At 69.7% G+C, this 14804-nt stretch carries 9 protein-coding genes and 3 pseudogenes; 4 read left to right on the forward strand and 8 right to left on the reverse strand.

Annotated elements, in window-relative coordinates; translation table 11 throughout:
* Positions 1-20 precede the first annotated feature (20 nt).
* From ABD357_RS40185 to ABD357_RS40195, 3 genes are all read right to left on the reverse strand, one after another.
* Positions 21-530, reverse strand: a complete 510-nt coding sequence (locus ABD357_RS40185) for a hypothetical protein (RefSeq protein ID WP_344396377.1) — start codon at positions 528-530, stop codon at positions 21-23.
* A gap of 202 nt (positions 531-732) precedes the next feature.
* On the reverse strand, positions 733-1611 hold the full coding sequence (locus ABD357_RS40190) for an ABC transporter permease (RefSeq protein ID WP_344396378.1): 879 nt from the start codon (positions 1609-1611) through the stop codon (positions 733-735).
* On the reverse strand, positions 1608-4424 hold the full coding sequence (locus ABD357_RS40195) for an alpha/beta fold hydrolase (RefSeq protein WP_344396379.1): 2817 nt from the start codon (positions 4422-4424) through the stop codon (positions 1608-1610). The genes ABD357_RS40190 and ABD357_RS40195 overlap by 4 nt, the downstream gene beginning before the upstream one ends.
* Before the next feature lie 399 nt (positions 4425-4823).
* Between ABD357_RS40195 and ABD357_RS40200 the strand changes: the two genes are divergently transcribed.
* Entirely contained in the window at positions 4824-6032 is a 1209-nt protein-coding gene (locus ABD357_RS40200) for a S8 family peptidase (protein WP_344396380.1), read from the forward strand.
* 265 nt (positions 6033-6297) lie between these two features.
* Here ABD357_RS40200 and ABD357_RS40205 read toward each other — a convergent pair.
* From ABD357_RS40205 to ABD357_RS40215, 3 genes and pseudogenes are all read right to left on the reverse strand, one after another.
* A pseudogene (locus tag ABD357_RS40205) lies at positions 6298-6477 on the reverse strand (methylmalonate-semialdehyde dehydrogenase (CoA acylating)); the annotation flags it as partial.
* Between the two features lie 14 nt (positions 6478-6491).
* Entirely contained in the window at positions 6492-8426 is a 1935-nt protein-coding gene (iolD, locus tag ABD357_RS40210; protein ID WP_344396381.1) for a 3D-(3,5/4)-trihydroxycyclohexane-1,2-dione acylhydrolase (decyclizing), read from the reverse strand.
* Positions 8423-8885: pseudogene (locus ABD357_RS40215) on the reverse strand (5-deoxy-glucuronate isomerase); the annotation flags it as partial. The pseudogene ABD357_RS40215 and the gene iolD, both read right to left, overlap by 4 nt.
* A gap of 380 nt (positions 8886-9265) precedes the next feature.
* Here ABD357_RS40215 and ABD357_RS40220 point away from each other — a divergent pair.
* A complete protein-coding gene (locus tag ABD357_RS40220) occupies positions 9266-9469 on the forward strand; it encodes a helix-turn-helix transcriptional regulator (RefSeq protein ID WP_344396382.1) in 204 nt (67 codons plus the stop codon).
* 167 nt (positions 9470-9636) lie between these two features.
* On the opposite strand, the pseudogene ABD357_RS40225 reads toward ABD357_RS40220, so the two are convergent.
* Positions 9637-9780 (reverse strand): annotated as a pseudogene (locus ABD357_RS40225) (IS30 family transposase); the annotation flags it as partial.
* A 560-nt stretch (positions 9781-10340) separates the two neighbouring features.
* Between ABD357_RS40225 and ABD357_RS40230 the strand changes: the two are divergent.
* Positions 10341-10565 (forward strand): heavy-metal-associated domain-containing protein, encoded by a 225-nt coding sequence (locus ABD357_RS40230; RefSeq protein WP_344396384.1) that lies wholly within the window; start codon positions 10341-10343, stop codon positions 10563-10565.
* A 21-nt stretch (positions 10566-10586) separates the two neighbouring features.
* A complete protein-coding gene (locus ABD357_RS40235; protein ID WP_344396385.1) occupies positions 10587-12842 on the forward strand; it encodes a heavy metal translocating P-type ATPase in 2256 nt (751 codons plus the stop codon).
* Between the two features lie 559 nt (positions 12843-13401).
* On the opposite strand, the gene ABD357_RS40240 is transcribed toward ABD357_RS40235, so the two are convergent.
* Positions 13402-14691 (reverse strand): citrate synthase, encoded by a 1290-nt coding sequence (locus ABD357_RS40240; protein WP_344396387.1) that lies wholly within the window; start codon positions 14689-14691, stop codon positions 13402-13404.
* Positions 14692-14804 lie beyond the last annotated feature (113 nt).

A 14804-nucleotide genomic window follows, 5' to 3' on the forward strand; every position in this document is an offset into this window, starting at 1 on the left:
CCTGTCGCATGGCTTGCGGCCTAGCTCGTTGCCGCGGTCGCTGTTCCGCACGTCGGGCAGCGGCGCCGTGCGGCGGCCTTTGTGGAGGCCCTTGCGGCGAGGGTGCCGAGGGCCTGCTGGAGGGCCAGTTCCACTGCGGCGGGGACGAACAGCGTCCCGGTGCCGTCGGGCGGTACCAGCCATCGGAAACGTCCTGGCGTCCGATCCGGCGCCGGCACCGTGATCCAGGCTCCCTTGCCCAGGTACCGGACATCCGAGCCGACCCAGCGGCCCTCGGGATCCGGCGGCAGGAAGAAGCCCACCCTGCGTGCGCCCGTGTCCGCGAGTACGGGTCCGGGCGCCTGCGGGATGCACAGCAGGGCGTCCAGGGCCGGCACACCCAGTTCCTCCGGCACACTCAGCACGTCCCAGAACCGTCCGCAGGGCAGTACCGCGATCCCCTCGTATCCCTGCCACCGCCGCTTGCAGTCGCGCGGGTCGGTCGCGGCGGCGGCCAGCCACTCCGTGGCCTGCTTGGTGACTGTCTGCATGGTGACCCTCCGGATCCGTTGGCCCCGCACGTGCGGGACAGCGCTCTCCCCCTCACCGCCAGGGCTGGTCGGACCCTTGCCTGCTCATGCTGATGGATCTTTCTACTCTGCGGGAGGGGTGGCGCACCGTGGCGAATACGTCCCGGATGTTCGGGTCGGGAACAGGCGTTCCATCCGGGCCCGGATAAAGCCGACCTTCGGCCTACGAGACGACGTCCTTGCGGGCGAACCCGCGGAAGGCCAGGGCGAACAGCACCAGTGCGTAGGTGACGGAGATGGCCGTGCCCTGGATCATCTCGCTGTAGTCCGGCTCCGGCTGGATGACGTCCAGCCAGGCGTACTGCCAGTGCGCGGGGATGAAGTCGCGCCAGTCACCGAGGGCCGTCACCTCGTCGAGGACGCTGCCGATGATCGTCAGGCCCACCGCGCCGCCGACCGCGCCCAGCGGGGCGTCCGTGCGGGTCGACAGCCAGAACGCCAGCCCGGCGGTGACGAACTGGGACACGAAGATGTACGCCATCACGATCAGCAGAAGCCGCGCGGCGTCGCCGCTGGGCAGTGTGCCGCCGACGGGCAGTTGGAGCGGGCCCCAGCCGTACGCGACCGTGCCGACGGCGAGGGCGATGACCGGCAGCAGCACCATCGCGGCGAGGCTGAGGGTGAGTCCGACGACGAGCTTGGACCACAGCAGCCGGGCGCGGGGCACGGGCGCCGCGAGCAGATAGCGCAGAGACGACCAGCTCGCTTCCGAGGCGACCGTGTCTCCGCAGAACAGCGCCACGGGGACGACGAGCAGGAAGCCCGCGGACGCGAAGAGGTTCACCGCGGCGAAGTTCGCGCCGGACGCCGTGGCCGTGTCCATCAGGTTCACGCGGTCGTTGCCGTCGCCCGGTTCGCCGCCGACCTGGAAGGCGATGGCCAGGATGAACGGCAGGGCGGCCAGGATCCCGAACATGATGAGCGTGCGCCGCCGCTTCAGCTGCCGTACGAGCTCGACGCGCAGCGGCAGCGTCCGTCCCGCCCGGTAGCCCTCCGCCGCCTCTTCCTTCTCGACCTTCTCGGCCTTTTCGAGGGTGCTCATTCGAAGTCTCCGATCAGGGTGAGGAAGGCGTCCTCCAGGCGACGGTGGGGGCCGATCGAGGCGACGGGCACTTCGAGCCGTACGAGCTCGACGAGCAGCGCGGCGCTCCGCTCGGTGACGCCGGGCGCGCCCTCGGAGTTCCCGGAGTCCGCGGAGCCCGCGGACTCCGGGGTGCCGGAGACGGTCACCGTGCCCTGGGCGCGGTCCGCTCCGACGGAAGCCCCCACGCCGGCGGTCTCGGGCACGGCGGCTCCCTGTGTGGGTGCCGTCGCCGGAGTCAGCCGTACGAGCAGGCCGTCATCCGTCCGTACCGCCGACTCCACGTCCCGCAGGGCCGCCACCTTCTCCACCACCGGGTCGGCGATGTCGGAGGCCAGGCCGACGAGCAGGGTGTCGCCGCCGCCGATGATGTCGCCCACGGGGCCCGCCTGGACCAGGCGGCCGTGGTCCATGACCACGATGTGGGTGCAGGACTGCTCGACCTCGGCCAGCAGATGGCTGGAGAGGATGACCGTACGGCCCGCGGCCGCGTAGCGGATCACGACCTGGCGCATCTCGCGGATCTGCGGCGGGTCGAGGCCGTTGGTCGGCTCGTCCAGGATGAGGAGGTCGGGCAGGCCGAGCATGGCCTGGGCGATGGCGAGGCGCTGGCGCATGCCCTGGGAGTACGTGCGGACCGCGCGGGACAGGGCGTCACCGAGGCCCGCGATCTCCAGGGCTTCGTCCAGGTGCGCGTCCTCGGGCGGGCGGCCCGTGGCCCTCCAGTACAGCTCGAGATTCTCGCGGCCGGAGAGGTGCGGCAGGAAGCCCGCGCCCTCGACGAAGGAACCGACGCGGGACAGCACCGGGGCGCCCGGGCGGATCGCGTGGCCGAAGACCCGGATCTCGCCGCCGTCCGGCTTGATCAGGCCCATCAGCATGCGCAGTGTCGTCGTCTTGCCCGCGCCGTTCGGGCCCAGCAGGCCCAGTACTTGGCCCTTTTCCACCGTGAAGGACAGGTCCCGGACCGCGTAACGGTCGCTGGACTTGGCGTACTTCTTGCTCAAGTCCGTGATCTGGAGCGGGACATCGGCCAGTTCCGGGTCGGGGGCAGGTGCAGCGGTGGGGCGGCGGGCCGTCAGCAGCAGGGCCAGCGCTGTGAGCGCGCCGGCCAGCGGCAGCCACCACACCCATGCGGGCAGTGGTGCCGTCGCCTCCGAGTCGCCGAGTGGCATCGGCACGCTCAGGCCGCCGTCTCCCGCCATGGAGACCGTGTAGGTCGCCGGAGCCGTCGGTGACGCGTAGCCGAGGTCCGTCGAGGCGAGGACCAGGCGCAGCCGGTGGCCGTCGTCCACCTCGTAGTCGATCGCCGGCAGAGTGAGCCGTACGTCCTTGCCGGCCTTCGCGTCCTCCACCCTGATCGGCTCGACCAGCTGGGCGGGCAGCACCTGCTGCGTGCCGCCGTCCGGTCCGACGTCGTACACCTTCGCGAAGAGCACGGCGTCCTCGCTGGTCGACTTCACATGGACCGTCGCCGTCGGCGAGCCGGTGATCTGGAGGTCCTCCACGAAGGGCTCGGAGTCGAATGCGGCGAACTGGCCCGGGAAATCGAGGGACACGCCGATCCCGAGCGAGGAGAGCTGGGAGAGGCCGCCGGCGCCGCCGAGGCCGGGCAGGGCCGAGACTGCGGGCGGGTTGGCGCCCGCCGGGTTCTCGAAGCTCTGCTCACGCCCGGACAGGGCGATCGGGCGGGTCTTGCTCGTCAGGCCGGGGTAGCTGTCCGAGGTCACGCTGGTCAACCGGGTGGTGCCCTCCTGGGAATCGACGCCGCCGCTGCGCGTGACCTGGAACGCGGGGCCGGTGTCCACACCCGGCTCGTCCTTCAGATAGCGGTCGAACCAGGTGCCCACGCGCGCGGACACCCGGGCCGTCTCCATGTCGCCGCCGTCGTGACCGCCCGAGATCCAGTCGACGTCCACGGGTGCGCCGTTGGCCCGGATCGCCTTGGCCATCGCGTCGGCCTGGCCGAGCGGGAACAGGGAGTCGGTCTGGCCCTGCGTGATGAGCGTCGGCACGTTGATCTCGGCGCCGACGGCGGACGGGGAGCGGGCTTCCAGCAGCTCCCGCGCCTCGGCGTCCGGCTCGCCGGACTCCGCGACCCGCTGGTACATCTCGCACAGCGTGGCCTCGAAGTTGTCGCAGCCGCCACCGGAGTTCACGAAGATCCCGGCCCACAGCTTCTTGAAGACGCCGTTCGGGAACAGCGCGTCCGCGAGGTTCCAGTACGTGATCGCCGGGGCGATCGCGTCCACCCGCTGGTCGTGGCCGGCCGCGAGCAGCGAGACCGCGCCGCCGTACGAGGCGCCGGTGGCGCCGACGCGCGGGTCGCCGTCCCGGTCCAGCTCGACCTCGGGGCGCTCGGCCAGCCAGTCGATCAGCTTGGAGACGTCGGCGACCTCGCCCTTGGGGTCGTTCAGGCCGATCTTGCCCGTGGACTCGCCCATTCCGCGTGCCGACCAGGTCAGCACCGCGTACCCGTCGCGCGCCAGGTCCTCCGCCTGGGACCGTACGTCGTCCTTGCTGCCGCCGAAGCCGTGCGTGAGGAGGACGGCGGGGCGGCGGCCGGAGCCCGATGTGAAGTACGAGGTGTCGATCTTCACCCCGCTGCCCATGTCCATGACTCTGTCGGCCCGGTCCACAGGTGCGGCCTCGTCCGAGGCGACGGCCGTCCACGTACCGGCGCCGGCGAGCACGACCACGGCGGCCGCGGCGGCGATCAGCCGACGCGGCCTCCGAAGTACGGCCCCGCGCAGTCGGGGCAGTCGAAGATCCATGCGTCAACGGTAAGTGCCGCCACCGACAACGGATGCCGTCTCCGGTCGGAAGTGGCAGACCTCCCACGGTCGTACGGCCTTCATTGCGCATACCGCAACCGTGGTACGCAGGCCATGGGCAACCACGCGATGGACGTGAACGACCCGGCCCAGGCCGCCGCACTCACGGCGCGCTACGAGGCCGGCTTCGTGCGCTCAGCCGGTCGGCCGCGGACCAGCCCTTGAGTGACTGTCAGTCGCCCGACACCCCGGCACAGATTCCGCCCATACGGGGTGACTAGTGGCCATCAAGGGTGAAAAGCACCAACGGAGCATTTAAATGATGATCCGTCTGGTCATCCTCGGATCAGCAGCATCAGCGAACACCGTCACGGGTCCGCCCGAGGAAGGCTCTTCAGGATGAGAGAAATGTTCACCGCCCGGCGGCGGATCGCCGCGGCGATCGCCGCGGCGGCCGCGGCCGCCGTCATCGGGTGCGGTACCGCCCTGCCCGCCGAAGCCGCCCCGGCCACCGGAAGGATCCTGCACGAGGATTCCGTCAACGCCATCGAAAACAGCTACATCGTCGCGCTGAAGGAGTCCGCCGGGTTCAATGCGAACTCGACGAAAGGCGATGAACTGGCGGCCAAGTACGGCGCCACGGTGGAGCGGACCTACAGCCACGCGCTCAATGGCTACGCCGTCCGTGTCAGCGCCTCCGGTGCGAGGAGCTTCGCCGCCGACCCGGCCGTCGCGTTCGTCGAGCAGGACCAGGAGGTCCACGCCAATGAGACGCAGATCCTCCCGCCGTGGGGCCTGGACCGGATCGACCAGGCCAACCGTCCACTCAACCTGACGTACACGTATCCGGATACGGCGGGCGGTTCCGCGACTGTGTACGTGATCGACACCGGCGTGCGTATCACTCACAGTCAGATTGACGGGCGCGCCAGGTACGGCTACGACTTTGTCGACCGTGACCCCATCGCCGCCGACGGCAACGGTCACGGAACGCACGTCGCCACTACGGTCGCCGGCAGTACGTACGGCGTGGCGAAGCGCACCGATATCGTGGCAGTACGGGTGCTGAACAACAGCGGGTCCGGCACCGCCTCCGGCGTCATCGCGGGCGTCGACTGGGTCACTGCGCGCCGCGTCGGGCCGTCGGTCGCCAACATGTCGCTGGGCGCCGGCGCCAGCACGGCGCTGGACACCGCGGTGAGGAACTCCATCGGCTCCGGTATCACCTATGCGGTGGCCGCCGGCAACTCGGCCCGGAATGCCGCCTACTTCTCACCCGCCCGTGTGAGTGCTGCCCTCACCGTGGGGGCCAGCACAAGCTCTGACTACAGATCCAGTTTCTCCAACTACGGTTCCGTGGTCGATATGTTCGCCCCCGGTTCGTCGATTCCCGCCGGCTGGCACACCAGCGACACGGCGACGCGCACGCTCTCCGGCACCTCGATGGCGACCCCCCATGTCGCGGGAGCCGCGGCGGTCTACCTCACCTCGCACCCCACCGCCAGTCCGGCGACCGTACACAGCGCTCTCGTCAGCGGGGCCACGACCGGAGTTCTGCGCAACATCGGATCCGGTTCACCCAACAGGCTCCTCAGACTCGTACCGTAGATGACGCTGGCCGAGTGCTGGGGCGCAGGACCAGACGGGGCCCGCCCTGGTGGGTCTTGATCTCGTTCCGGATGCTCTCGATCTCCCACCGCTGGGCGCACAGTGCATGAAGAGGTTGGCGAGCACGGGCGACACTGCAGACCCCTGGGCCCCCAAGGGTCTGGCTTTTGCTACTACGAACCGGTCCGCCGGCGCTTGTCGCATCGGTACCCAGCGCAATGGCCGGCAGTCATTTCGGGAGTTGCTGGTTGGTCTCCTGGCGCGGTTGATCCAGCCGGCTGCCGCCAGTGATCGCCTCCCTGGCGGCGGCGACCGCCGCGTCCACGGTCGCGAAGGCGACCTGAGTGGTCACGGTGCCGGTCGCCAGGTCGGCGACCGGCCCGTACGTACCCGACGCACCCTCGACGGTCTTGCCACCGATCCAGTGGCTGACGGTCTTCGTGATGTCCGGGAACGCCCTCACAGATGGCGGCGGCGAGTGGCCGCGTGCCGGTCGTACACCTCGCGTGCCTTGACCGCCGACGCGCGGGTCGCCGTCTCGGCCACGGGTACGTCCCACCAGGCCTGCGCAGGGGGCGCGCCCGTGACCGTGTCCGCCGTCTCGGTCTCCACGTGGACACATACGGGTGTGTCGGCGGCCCGTGCCTCGGCGAGGGCGGCCCGCAGATCGCGTACGGTCTTCGCACGCAGCACCCGCATGCCCAGGCTGGCCGCGTTGGCGGCGAGGTCGACGGGCAGCGGGCGCCCCGTGAACGTGCCGTCCTCGGACCGGTGGCGGTAGGCGGTGGCGAACCGTTCGGCGCCCACGGTCTCGGAGAGGCCGCCGATGGACGCGTACCCGTGGTTCTGGAGGATCACGACCTTGATCGCGATGCCTTCCTGGACGGCGGTGACGATCTCCGTCGGCATCATCAGATACGTGCCGTCGCCGACCAGCGCCCATACGGGACGGTCCGGCGCCGCCATGCGCACGCCGATCGCGGCCGGGATCTCGTAACCCATGCAGGAGTAGCCGTACTCGACGTGATACTGGTCCCGGGACCGGGTCCGCCACAGTTTCTGCAGGTCGCCGGGGAGGGAGCCGGCCGCGTTGATCAGGATGTCGTCCTCGGTGACCAGCTCGTCGAGCAGGCCGAGGACCTGCGGCTGGGTCGGTCGGGTGTCCGGTTCGTCCGCCTCGTAGGCCGCGTCGACCCGGTGCTCCCAGCGCTCCTTGTCGTCCGTGTACTCGGTGACGTACGCCGGCTCGGCGCGGTGGCCGTGCAGCGCGAGCGCCTCCGTGAGCGACTCCAGGCCCGTCCGGGCGTCCGCGATCAGCGGCTGCCCGGACAGCTTGTGGCCGTCGAAGGGCGCGATGTTGAGGTTCAGGAAGCGGACACCCGGGGCGGCGAAGAGGGTGCCGGATGCGGTGGTGAAGTCGGTGTAGCGGGTGCCGACGCCGATCACCAGGTCGGCGGTGCGGGCCAGCTCGCAGGCGGTCGCGGTGCCGGTGTGCCCGATGCCGCCGACGTCCGCCGGGTGGTCCCAGGCGAGGGAGCCCTTGCCCGCCTGGGTCGAGGCGACCGGGATACGGGTGGTGTCGGCGAACTCCTTCAGCGCGTCCTCGGCCTCGCTGTGGTGAACCCCGCCGCCCGCGACGACCAAGGGGCGCCGGGCGTCCCGTACGGCCCTGACGGCGGCGGCCAGTTCCTCCGGATCCGCGCCCGGACGGCGGACGGCCCAGACGCGGTCGGCGAAGAACTCCTCCGGCCAGTCGTACGCCTCGGCCTGCACGTCCTGTGGCAGCGCGAGCGTGACGGCGCCCGTCTCGACCGGGTCGGTGAGCACGCGCATCGCCTGGAGGGCGGCCGGAATGAGGGCTTCCGGGCGCGTGACGCGGTCGAAGTACTTCGACACCGGGCGCAGGCAGTCGTTCACCGACACATCGCCCGCGTACGGGACTTCGAGCTGCTGGAGGACAGGGTCGGCGGGGCGGGTCGCGAAGATGTCGCCGGGCAGGAGCAGTACGGGGAGATGGTTGATCGTGGCGAGGGCGGCGCCCGTGACGAGGTTGGTGGCGCCCGGGCCGATGGATGTCGTGACGGCGTGGGCGGACAGACGGTGCGACTGACGGGCGTAGCCGACCGCCGCATGCACCATCGCCTGTTCATTGCGGCCCTGGTGGAACGGCATGACGGGACGTCCGGGGGGCGTCCCCCCGGAAGGCACGGTGGCGTACTCGAGAAGCGCCTGCCCCAGCCCGGCGACGTTGCCGTGCCCGAAGATGCCCCAGGTTGCGCCGATCAGCCGGCGGCGCACCCCGTCCCGTTCCGTGTACTGGGCGGCCAGGAACCGCACCAGCGCTTGCGCGACCGTCAGCCTTGTCGTCGCCGTTGACGTCTTCGGCTCTGTCATCGGAAGCCCTCTGTGCTTTCTACGTGTCCCGGGTGGAAACAGATCCGCCCCCGCCCGTCCTCACCCGGGCCGGCCGTCACGTTCAAGTAGTACCCCGCGTGACCGGGCTGGGCGATGGACGGGCCGTGCGATCCGTCGAGTACGAGGAAGGCACCGCCGGTATCGCCGGTGCGGACCTCGGCGAGGACATCGGAACCGCCCTCACGCGAGGGAAATACGCGCCGGCAGCCGAATCCGTTCGCTCGTGGGGTGGACGGGAACCTCCGGCGCGGGGCCGTAGCGGGCGGGGAGTCGGCGCTCGCACTTCGCTCCTGCCAGGGCGAAGCGGCCTCCCACGCCGGAGGCGATCTGCACCCGGGCGTCGAAAGGGGCGTACGCGAAGTCCGTCACTCCGCTGAACACGCCCTCTCTGCCCGGGGGTTCAAGTGGTGTGGCGTCTGCCGGGGCGGTACGGGTGCCGTCGTTCACCGGGCCGCCCCGTCTTCAGCGTCCTCGCCACTGGGCTCCGGCGCACCGGATTCCAGGGCATCGGATTCCAGGGCATCGGACACCGCGGACTCGCCCATCGGGTTCCCTTCGCTTCGGCTGCTCCCAGGTGTAGCGGCGCTGCGCGATGCCTGTCAATTGGTTGTCCGGACATTCGGACTAGGTCTCAGTTGACGCAAAGCGTCACCTGTGTCACAGATACCGCCGTTCTGTCACACGTGTCCCGGTCGCGCGGGGCTTGTGTCACACCCGGGCGACAGGCACTGGCCCGCGGTCACGCCATGTCGTTGGACGGTCACAGCAAAGTGATCGCCAGCGCAGTGCCTCGCGGCGCGCGCGGGGAGGTGCAACTGATGACCGACCGACAGCTCTGGTCGTACAAGGACATCGCGGCGCATATTCAGGTGCAGCCGGACACCGTGCGGTCTTATCGCAAGCACGGGATGCTTCCGCCGCCGGATCACGTGGAGTCCGGCAAGCCGTATTGGTATGCGGACACCATCCGGGCGTGGGTGGCCTCCCGGCCGGGGAACAGGGGGCGGCGCCGCGCCGACTGACCCCCGGGTTCCTCGCCCCCACCGCCCCTACCCGTCCCATTCCTGGGGCTGCGCCCCCAGGCCCCCCGCCAGGGGGCGTATTCGAGGGGTCGTTGCAACACTGCTGGTCAGCTGGCTAGGTCCAGTAGCTTAGCGAGGCGCTCGGCTGGGGTTTGCCAGCCGAGCGTTTTGCCCGTGCGGAGGTTGATCCCGATGATCCGGGCCGCTTCCCGGGTGCTGTAACCCTGCTCCATGAGCTGGAAGTATGCGGCTCGCTCCCGGGTGAGCTTCCCGCCCCCCGGCTTCCTGTTCTTACGGATCTCGAAGTCCATCGCACCCCTTGAACTGGGGTGTTGCAACGACCACTAGAACCCAAGGGGGGTGGGGGTGACACTGCGTGTCGCGGCTGCGGGTGCGTCGTGGCTGGTCGCGCCCCGCGGCGGAGCCGCTGATGTCACAGCCCCGCGCCCAGACGGCCACCTACCGATTTCACGCACACAGGGTGTCGCCGTCAGGCGACCGGACTACTGAAAAGCAAAAGCCTGCGGCTCCCCCGGCGCCCCGGGCAAGCCCGTACCCCCGACTACCCGCAGCTTCCCACCGGCGGGAGGGGACGTGGGCCGGTGCGTCGTATGCCCGTCGCGTAGGTTCTGTCTCAGGCCACCCTCACCCTGTACCAGCAAAGGGCTGCCGCGTGCCCCGCCTGCGACAGGCTGACGCACCGGCCCGCGGCCCCGATCCACCACCCATCCAAGGGGCGCGGGGCCGTGCCAATCTGCGGCTCCGCCGCGTGGGCGCGACCAGCCCCAACGAACCCGCACTTTGGAGAAATACCCCCTAGGGGTACAGTGGGAGCGACGACCGGCCACCCGCCCCGACAAGGAGCATCGACATGACCGAGCAGACCGTCGCCGTCACCTACCAGGTGACCGGAATGAGCTGCGCCCACTGCGAAGGCTCCGTCTCCAGCGAGCTCTCCGCGCTCCCGGGCGTCAGCGAGGTGAAGGCCGTCGCCTCGACCGGTGAGGTCACCGTCGTCTCCGCCGCCCCGCTCGACGAGGACGCCGTACGTGCCGCGATCGACGAGGCCGGGTTCGAACTCGTCGGCAAGGCCTGACCAGACACCGGACACCCCGTCATGAGCAGCACGGCAGCACCCCCCGTCACGGACAAGAGCGTCGAGCTCACCATCGGCGGCATGACCTGCGCCTCCTGCGCGGCCCGCGTCGAGAAGAAGCTCAACCGCATGGACGGCGTCACCGCCACGGTGAACTTCGCGACGGAGCGTGCGAAGGTCTCGTACGGAGACGGCATACGCGTCGCCGATCTGATCGCCACCGTGGAGAAGACCGGCTACACCGCCGAGGAGCCGGCGCCCCCGGAGCCCGAGCCCGAGGCAGCGGCACCCCGCGAAGACCCGGAACTCGCCTCCCTGCGCGAGCGCCTGACCGTCTCCGTCGTGCTCGCCCTCCCCGTGGTCCTCCTCTCCATGATCCCGTCCCTCCAGTTCGACAACTGGCAGTGGCTGTCCCTCACACTCGCCGCACCCGTCGTCGTATGGGGCGGACTGCCGTTCCACCGGGCGACGTTCACGAACGCCCGTCACGGCGCGGCCACCATGGACACGCTCGTCTCCGTCGGCACGCTGGCCGCCTTCGGCTGGTCGGTGTGGGCGCTGTTCTGGGGCCACGCGGGGATGCCGGGCATGCGGCACGGCTTCGACTTCACGGTGTCGCGTGCGGACGCCTCGTCGACCATCTACCTCGAAGTGGCCGCCGGAGTCGTCACGTTCATCCTCCTCGGCCGCTATCTGGAGGCCCGTTCCAAGCGGAGCGCGGGCGCCGCTCTGAGGGCCCTCATGGAGCTGGGCGCCAGGGACGTCTCCGTACTGCGGGAGGGTCGTGAGGTACGCGTCCCCGTCGGCGATCTCAAGGTCGGTGTCCGCTTCGTCGTACGGCCCGGCGAGAAGGTCGCCACCGACGGCACCGTCGTCGAGGGCACCTCGGCGGTCGACGCGTCGATGCTGACCGGCGAGTCGGTGCCGGTGGACGTGACCGTCGGCGACGCCGTGACGGGCGCGACCGTGAACGCCGGCGGCAGGCTCGTCGTCGAGGCGACCCGCATCGGTGCGGACACACAGCTGGCGCGGATGGCGAAGCTCGTCGAGGACGCGCAGAACGGGAAGGCCGAGGCGCAGCGTCTCGCCGACCGGATCTCCGCCGTCTTCGTCCCCGCCGTTCTGCTGATCGCCGTCGCCACCTTCGGCGTCTGGCTCGGCATGACGGACGAGCTGACCGCCTCCTTCACGGCCGCCGTCGCGGTGCTGATCATCGCCTGCCCGTGCGCGCTCGGCCTCGCGACCCCGACCGCCCTCATGGTCGGCACCGGCCGCGGCGCCCAGCTCGGCATCCTCATCAAGGGCCCCGAGGTCCTGGAGTCCACGCGCCGCGTCGACACGGTCGTCCTGGACAAGACCGGCACGGTCACCACCGGCCGTATGACGCTCCAGGAGGTGTACGCCGCTGCCGGCGCCGACGAGAAGCAGGTACTACGGCTCGCGGGCGCCCTGGAGCACGCCTCCGAGCACCCGATCGCACGCGCCGTCGCGACGGGCGCCGAGGAGCGGGCTGGGGAGCCCCTGCCCCCCGTCGCCGGCTTCGAGAACGTCCTGGGGCTCGGCGTACGCGGGACGGTCGACGGGCACGAGGTGCTCGTCGGGCGGGCGCGGCTGCTCGACGAGGCCGGTGTCGCGCTGCCGGAGGAACTGGCCGCGCTGAAGACGCGGGCCGAGGCGGAGGGGCGTACCGCCGTGGCCGTCGCCTGGGACGGGGTGGCACGCGGTGTCGTGACCGTCGCCGACGCGGTCAAGGAGACCAGCGCCGAGGCGGTCCGCGAACTGCGCGCCCTGGGGCTGACGCCCGTCCTGCTGACCGGGGACAACCGGACCGTCGCCGAGTCCGTGGCGCGCCGCGTCGGCATCGACGACCCGTTCGTCTTCGCCGAGGTGCTGCCGCAGGACAAGGTCGAGGTGATCAGGCGGCTCCAGGCCGAGGGCCGGGCCGTCGCGATGGTCGGCGACGGCGTCAACGACGCGGCCGCGCTCGCCGTCGCCGATCTGGGGCTTGCCATGGGCACGGGGACTGACGCGGCGATCGAGGCGGGCGATCTGACGCTTGTACGCGGGGATCTGCGGGTGGCCGCGGACGCGATCCGGCTGTCGCGGAAGACCCTTTCCACGATCAAGGGCAATCTCGTCTGGGCCTTCGGCTACAACGTGGCCGCGCTGCCGCTGGCCGCGGCGGGGCTGCTGAATCCGATGATCGCGGGCGCCGCGATGGCGTTCTCCTCGGTGTTCGTGGTGACGAACAGTCTTCGACTCCGGGCATTTCGGTGATGTCGAAGTAAGAACTCCTCTGGAGTCCTACGCGAGCCTCACATAAGCTCTTCACAAGGCTCGCGCATCTTCCTTACGCTTGGGCTCCGATAGCGATATCGGGTCTCTTGTGCATCTTCAGGACATATGCAAGAGACGCAGATCACAGTGATGTGAACGTAACCCTCGAAGGAGTTCGTGAGTCTAAGTTGGCGATGTCAGAAGCGTCTTGGGGGGCGTGACTGGCATCTGGGGATGTCTTGGGGGACGTTCCCGGAACTGCGTTGCCGGGACACGTACTCGGGGAGCTTGAGCGGCCCTCCCGTACGGGTCCCGGCAGACCGCACTCGCCGCAGTGCACGGAGTTCAGCAGTACACGCAGTACACCGAGTTCTGCTCGTTCAGATCACAGCGATTCAGGCGCTGTCCTCAGGCGCCCGGCCGGATCCCGTGGGGGGAATCCGAACCGGGACAAGGAAGGCGCCCCGACTCCGGCCCGTGGGGGGACCGGCAGCGGGGCGCCTTCCGTTTTGCATAGGAGTACGTACGACAGCTACGCGTACGTACGGCAGCCGGCCGTTCAGCGAGACTCGACCGGGACGAAGTCCCGCAGAACCTCGCCCGTGTAGATCTGGCGCGGGCGGCCGATACGGGAACCCGGCTCCTTGATCATCTCGTGCCACTGGGCGATCCAGCCGGGCAGACGGCCGAGCGCGAACAGGACCGTGAACATCTCGGTCGGGAAGCCCATGGCGCGGTAGATCAGGCCGGTGTAGAAGTCCACGTTCGGGTAGAGGTTGCGCGAGACGAAGTAGTCGTCGGAGAGCGCGTGCTCCTCCAGCTTGAGCGCGATGTCCAGCAGTTCGTCGGACTTGCCGAGGGCCGAGAGGACGTCGTGCGCGGCGGCCTTGATGATCTTGGCGCGCGGGTCGAAGGACTTGTACACCCGGTGGCCGAAGCCCATCAGGCGGACGCCGTCCTCCTTGTTCTTCACCTTGCGGATGAAGGAGTCCACGTCGCCGCCGGTCGCCTGGATGCCCTCCAGCATCTCCAGGACGGACTGGTTGGCGCCGCCGTGCAGCGGGCCCCAGAGCGCGGAGATACCGGCGGAGATCGAGGCGAACATGTTCGCCTGCGAGGAGCCGACCAGGCGGACCGTGGACGTCGAACAGTTCTGCTCGTGGTCCGCATGCAGGATCAGCAGCTTGTCGAGCGCGGAGACGACGACCGGGTCCAGGTCGTACTCCTGGGCCGGCACCGAGAAGGTCATACGCAGGAAGTTCTCGACGTAACCGAGATCGTTGCGCGGGTAGACGAAGGGGTGCCCGATCGACTTCTTGTACGCGTACGCCGCGATCGTCGGAAGCTTGGCGAGCAGGCGGATCGTGGAGAGGTTGCGCTGCGTCTCGTCGAACGGATTGTGGCTGTCCTGGTAGAAGGTGGACAGCGCGGAGACCACCGAGGACAGCATCGCCATCGGGTGGGCGTCGCGCGGGAAGCCACGGTAGAAGTTCTTGACGTCCTCATGCAGCAGGGTGTGCTGCGTGATGTCGCCCTTGAAGGTGGCGAGCTCGTCCACCGTGGGCAGTTCGCCGTTGATCAGCAGGTAGGCCACCTCGAGGAAGGTGGAGCGCTCTGCCAGCTGCTCGATCGGGTAACCGCGGTAGCGGAGGATGCCCTGCTCACCGTCGAGATAGGTGATGGCGGATTTATAGGCGGCGGTGTTGCCGTAACCACTGTCCAGCGTGACCAGACCGGTCTGAGCGCGGAGCTTCCCGATGTCGAAGCCCTTGTCACCGACGGTGCTGTCTATCACCGGGTAGGTGTACTCGCCGTCGCCGTACCGCAGTACTACAGAGTTGTCGCTCACGTCATCCCTCACCGACGTTGTGCCTCTTCTTCGAGGTGCCCTGACTGCTTCTACCATCCCCCATTTGGCGCAGGAGAGTGCACTCGGGGTCGACCATGGGGCCTATTGGCGGC

The organism is Streptomyces vastus (assembly GCF_039532825.1).
GTDB classification, from domain to species: domain Bacteria; phylum Actinomycetota; class Actinomycetes; order Streptomycetales; family Streptomycetaceae; genus Streptomyces; species Streptomyces vastus.

Excerpts from the sequence above, each read along its gene's own strand:
- ABD357_RS40185 (WP_344396377.1), bottom strand. The coding sequence starts at position 530 with ATGCAGACAGTCACCAAGCAGGCCACGGAGTGGCTGGCCGCCGCCGCG.
- ABD357_RS40190 (WP_344396378.1), bottom strand. The coding sequence starts at position 1,611 with ATGAGCACCCTCGAAAAGGCCGAGAAGGTCGAGAAGGAAGAGGCGGCG.
- ABD357_RS40195 (WP_344396379.1), bottom strand. The coding sequence starts at position 4,424 with ATGGATCTTCGACTGCCCCGACTGCGCGGGGCCGTACTTCGGAGGCCG.
- ABD357_RS40200 (WP_344396380.1), top strand. The coding sequence starts at position 4,824 with ATGAGAGAAATGTTCACCGCCCGGCGGCGGATCGCCGCGGCGATCGCC.
- iolD (WP_344396381.1), bottom strand. The coding sequence starts at position 8,426 with ATGACAGAGCCGAAGACGTCAACGGCGACGACAAGGCTGACGGTCGCG.
- ABD357_RS40220 (WP_344396382.1), top strand. The coding sequence starts at position 9,266 with ATGACCGACCGACAGCTCTGGTCGTACAAGGACATCGCGGCGCATATT.
- ABD357_RS40230 (WP_344396384.1), top strand. The coding sequence starts at position 10,341 with ATGACCGAGCAGACCGTCGCCGTCACCTACCAGGTGACCGGAATGAGC.
- ABD357_RS40235 (WP_344396385.1), top strand. The coding sequence starts at position 10,587 with ATGAGCAGCACGGCAGCACCCCCCGTCACGGACAAGAGCGTCGAGCTC.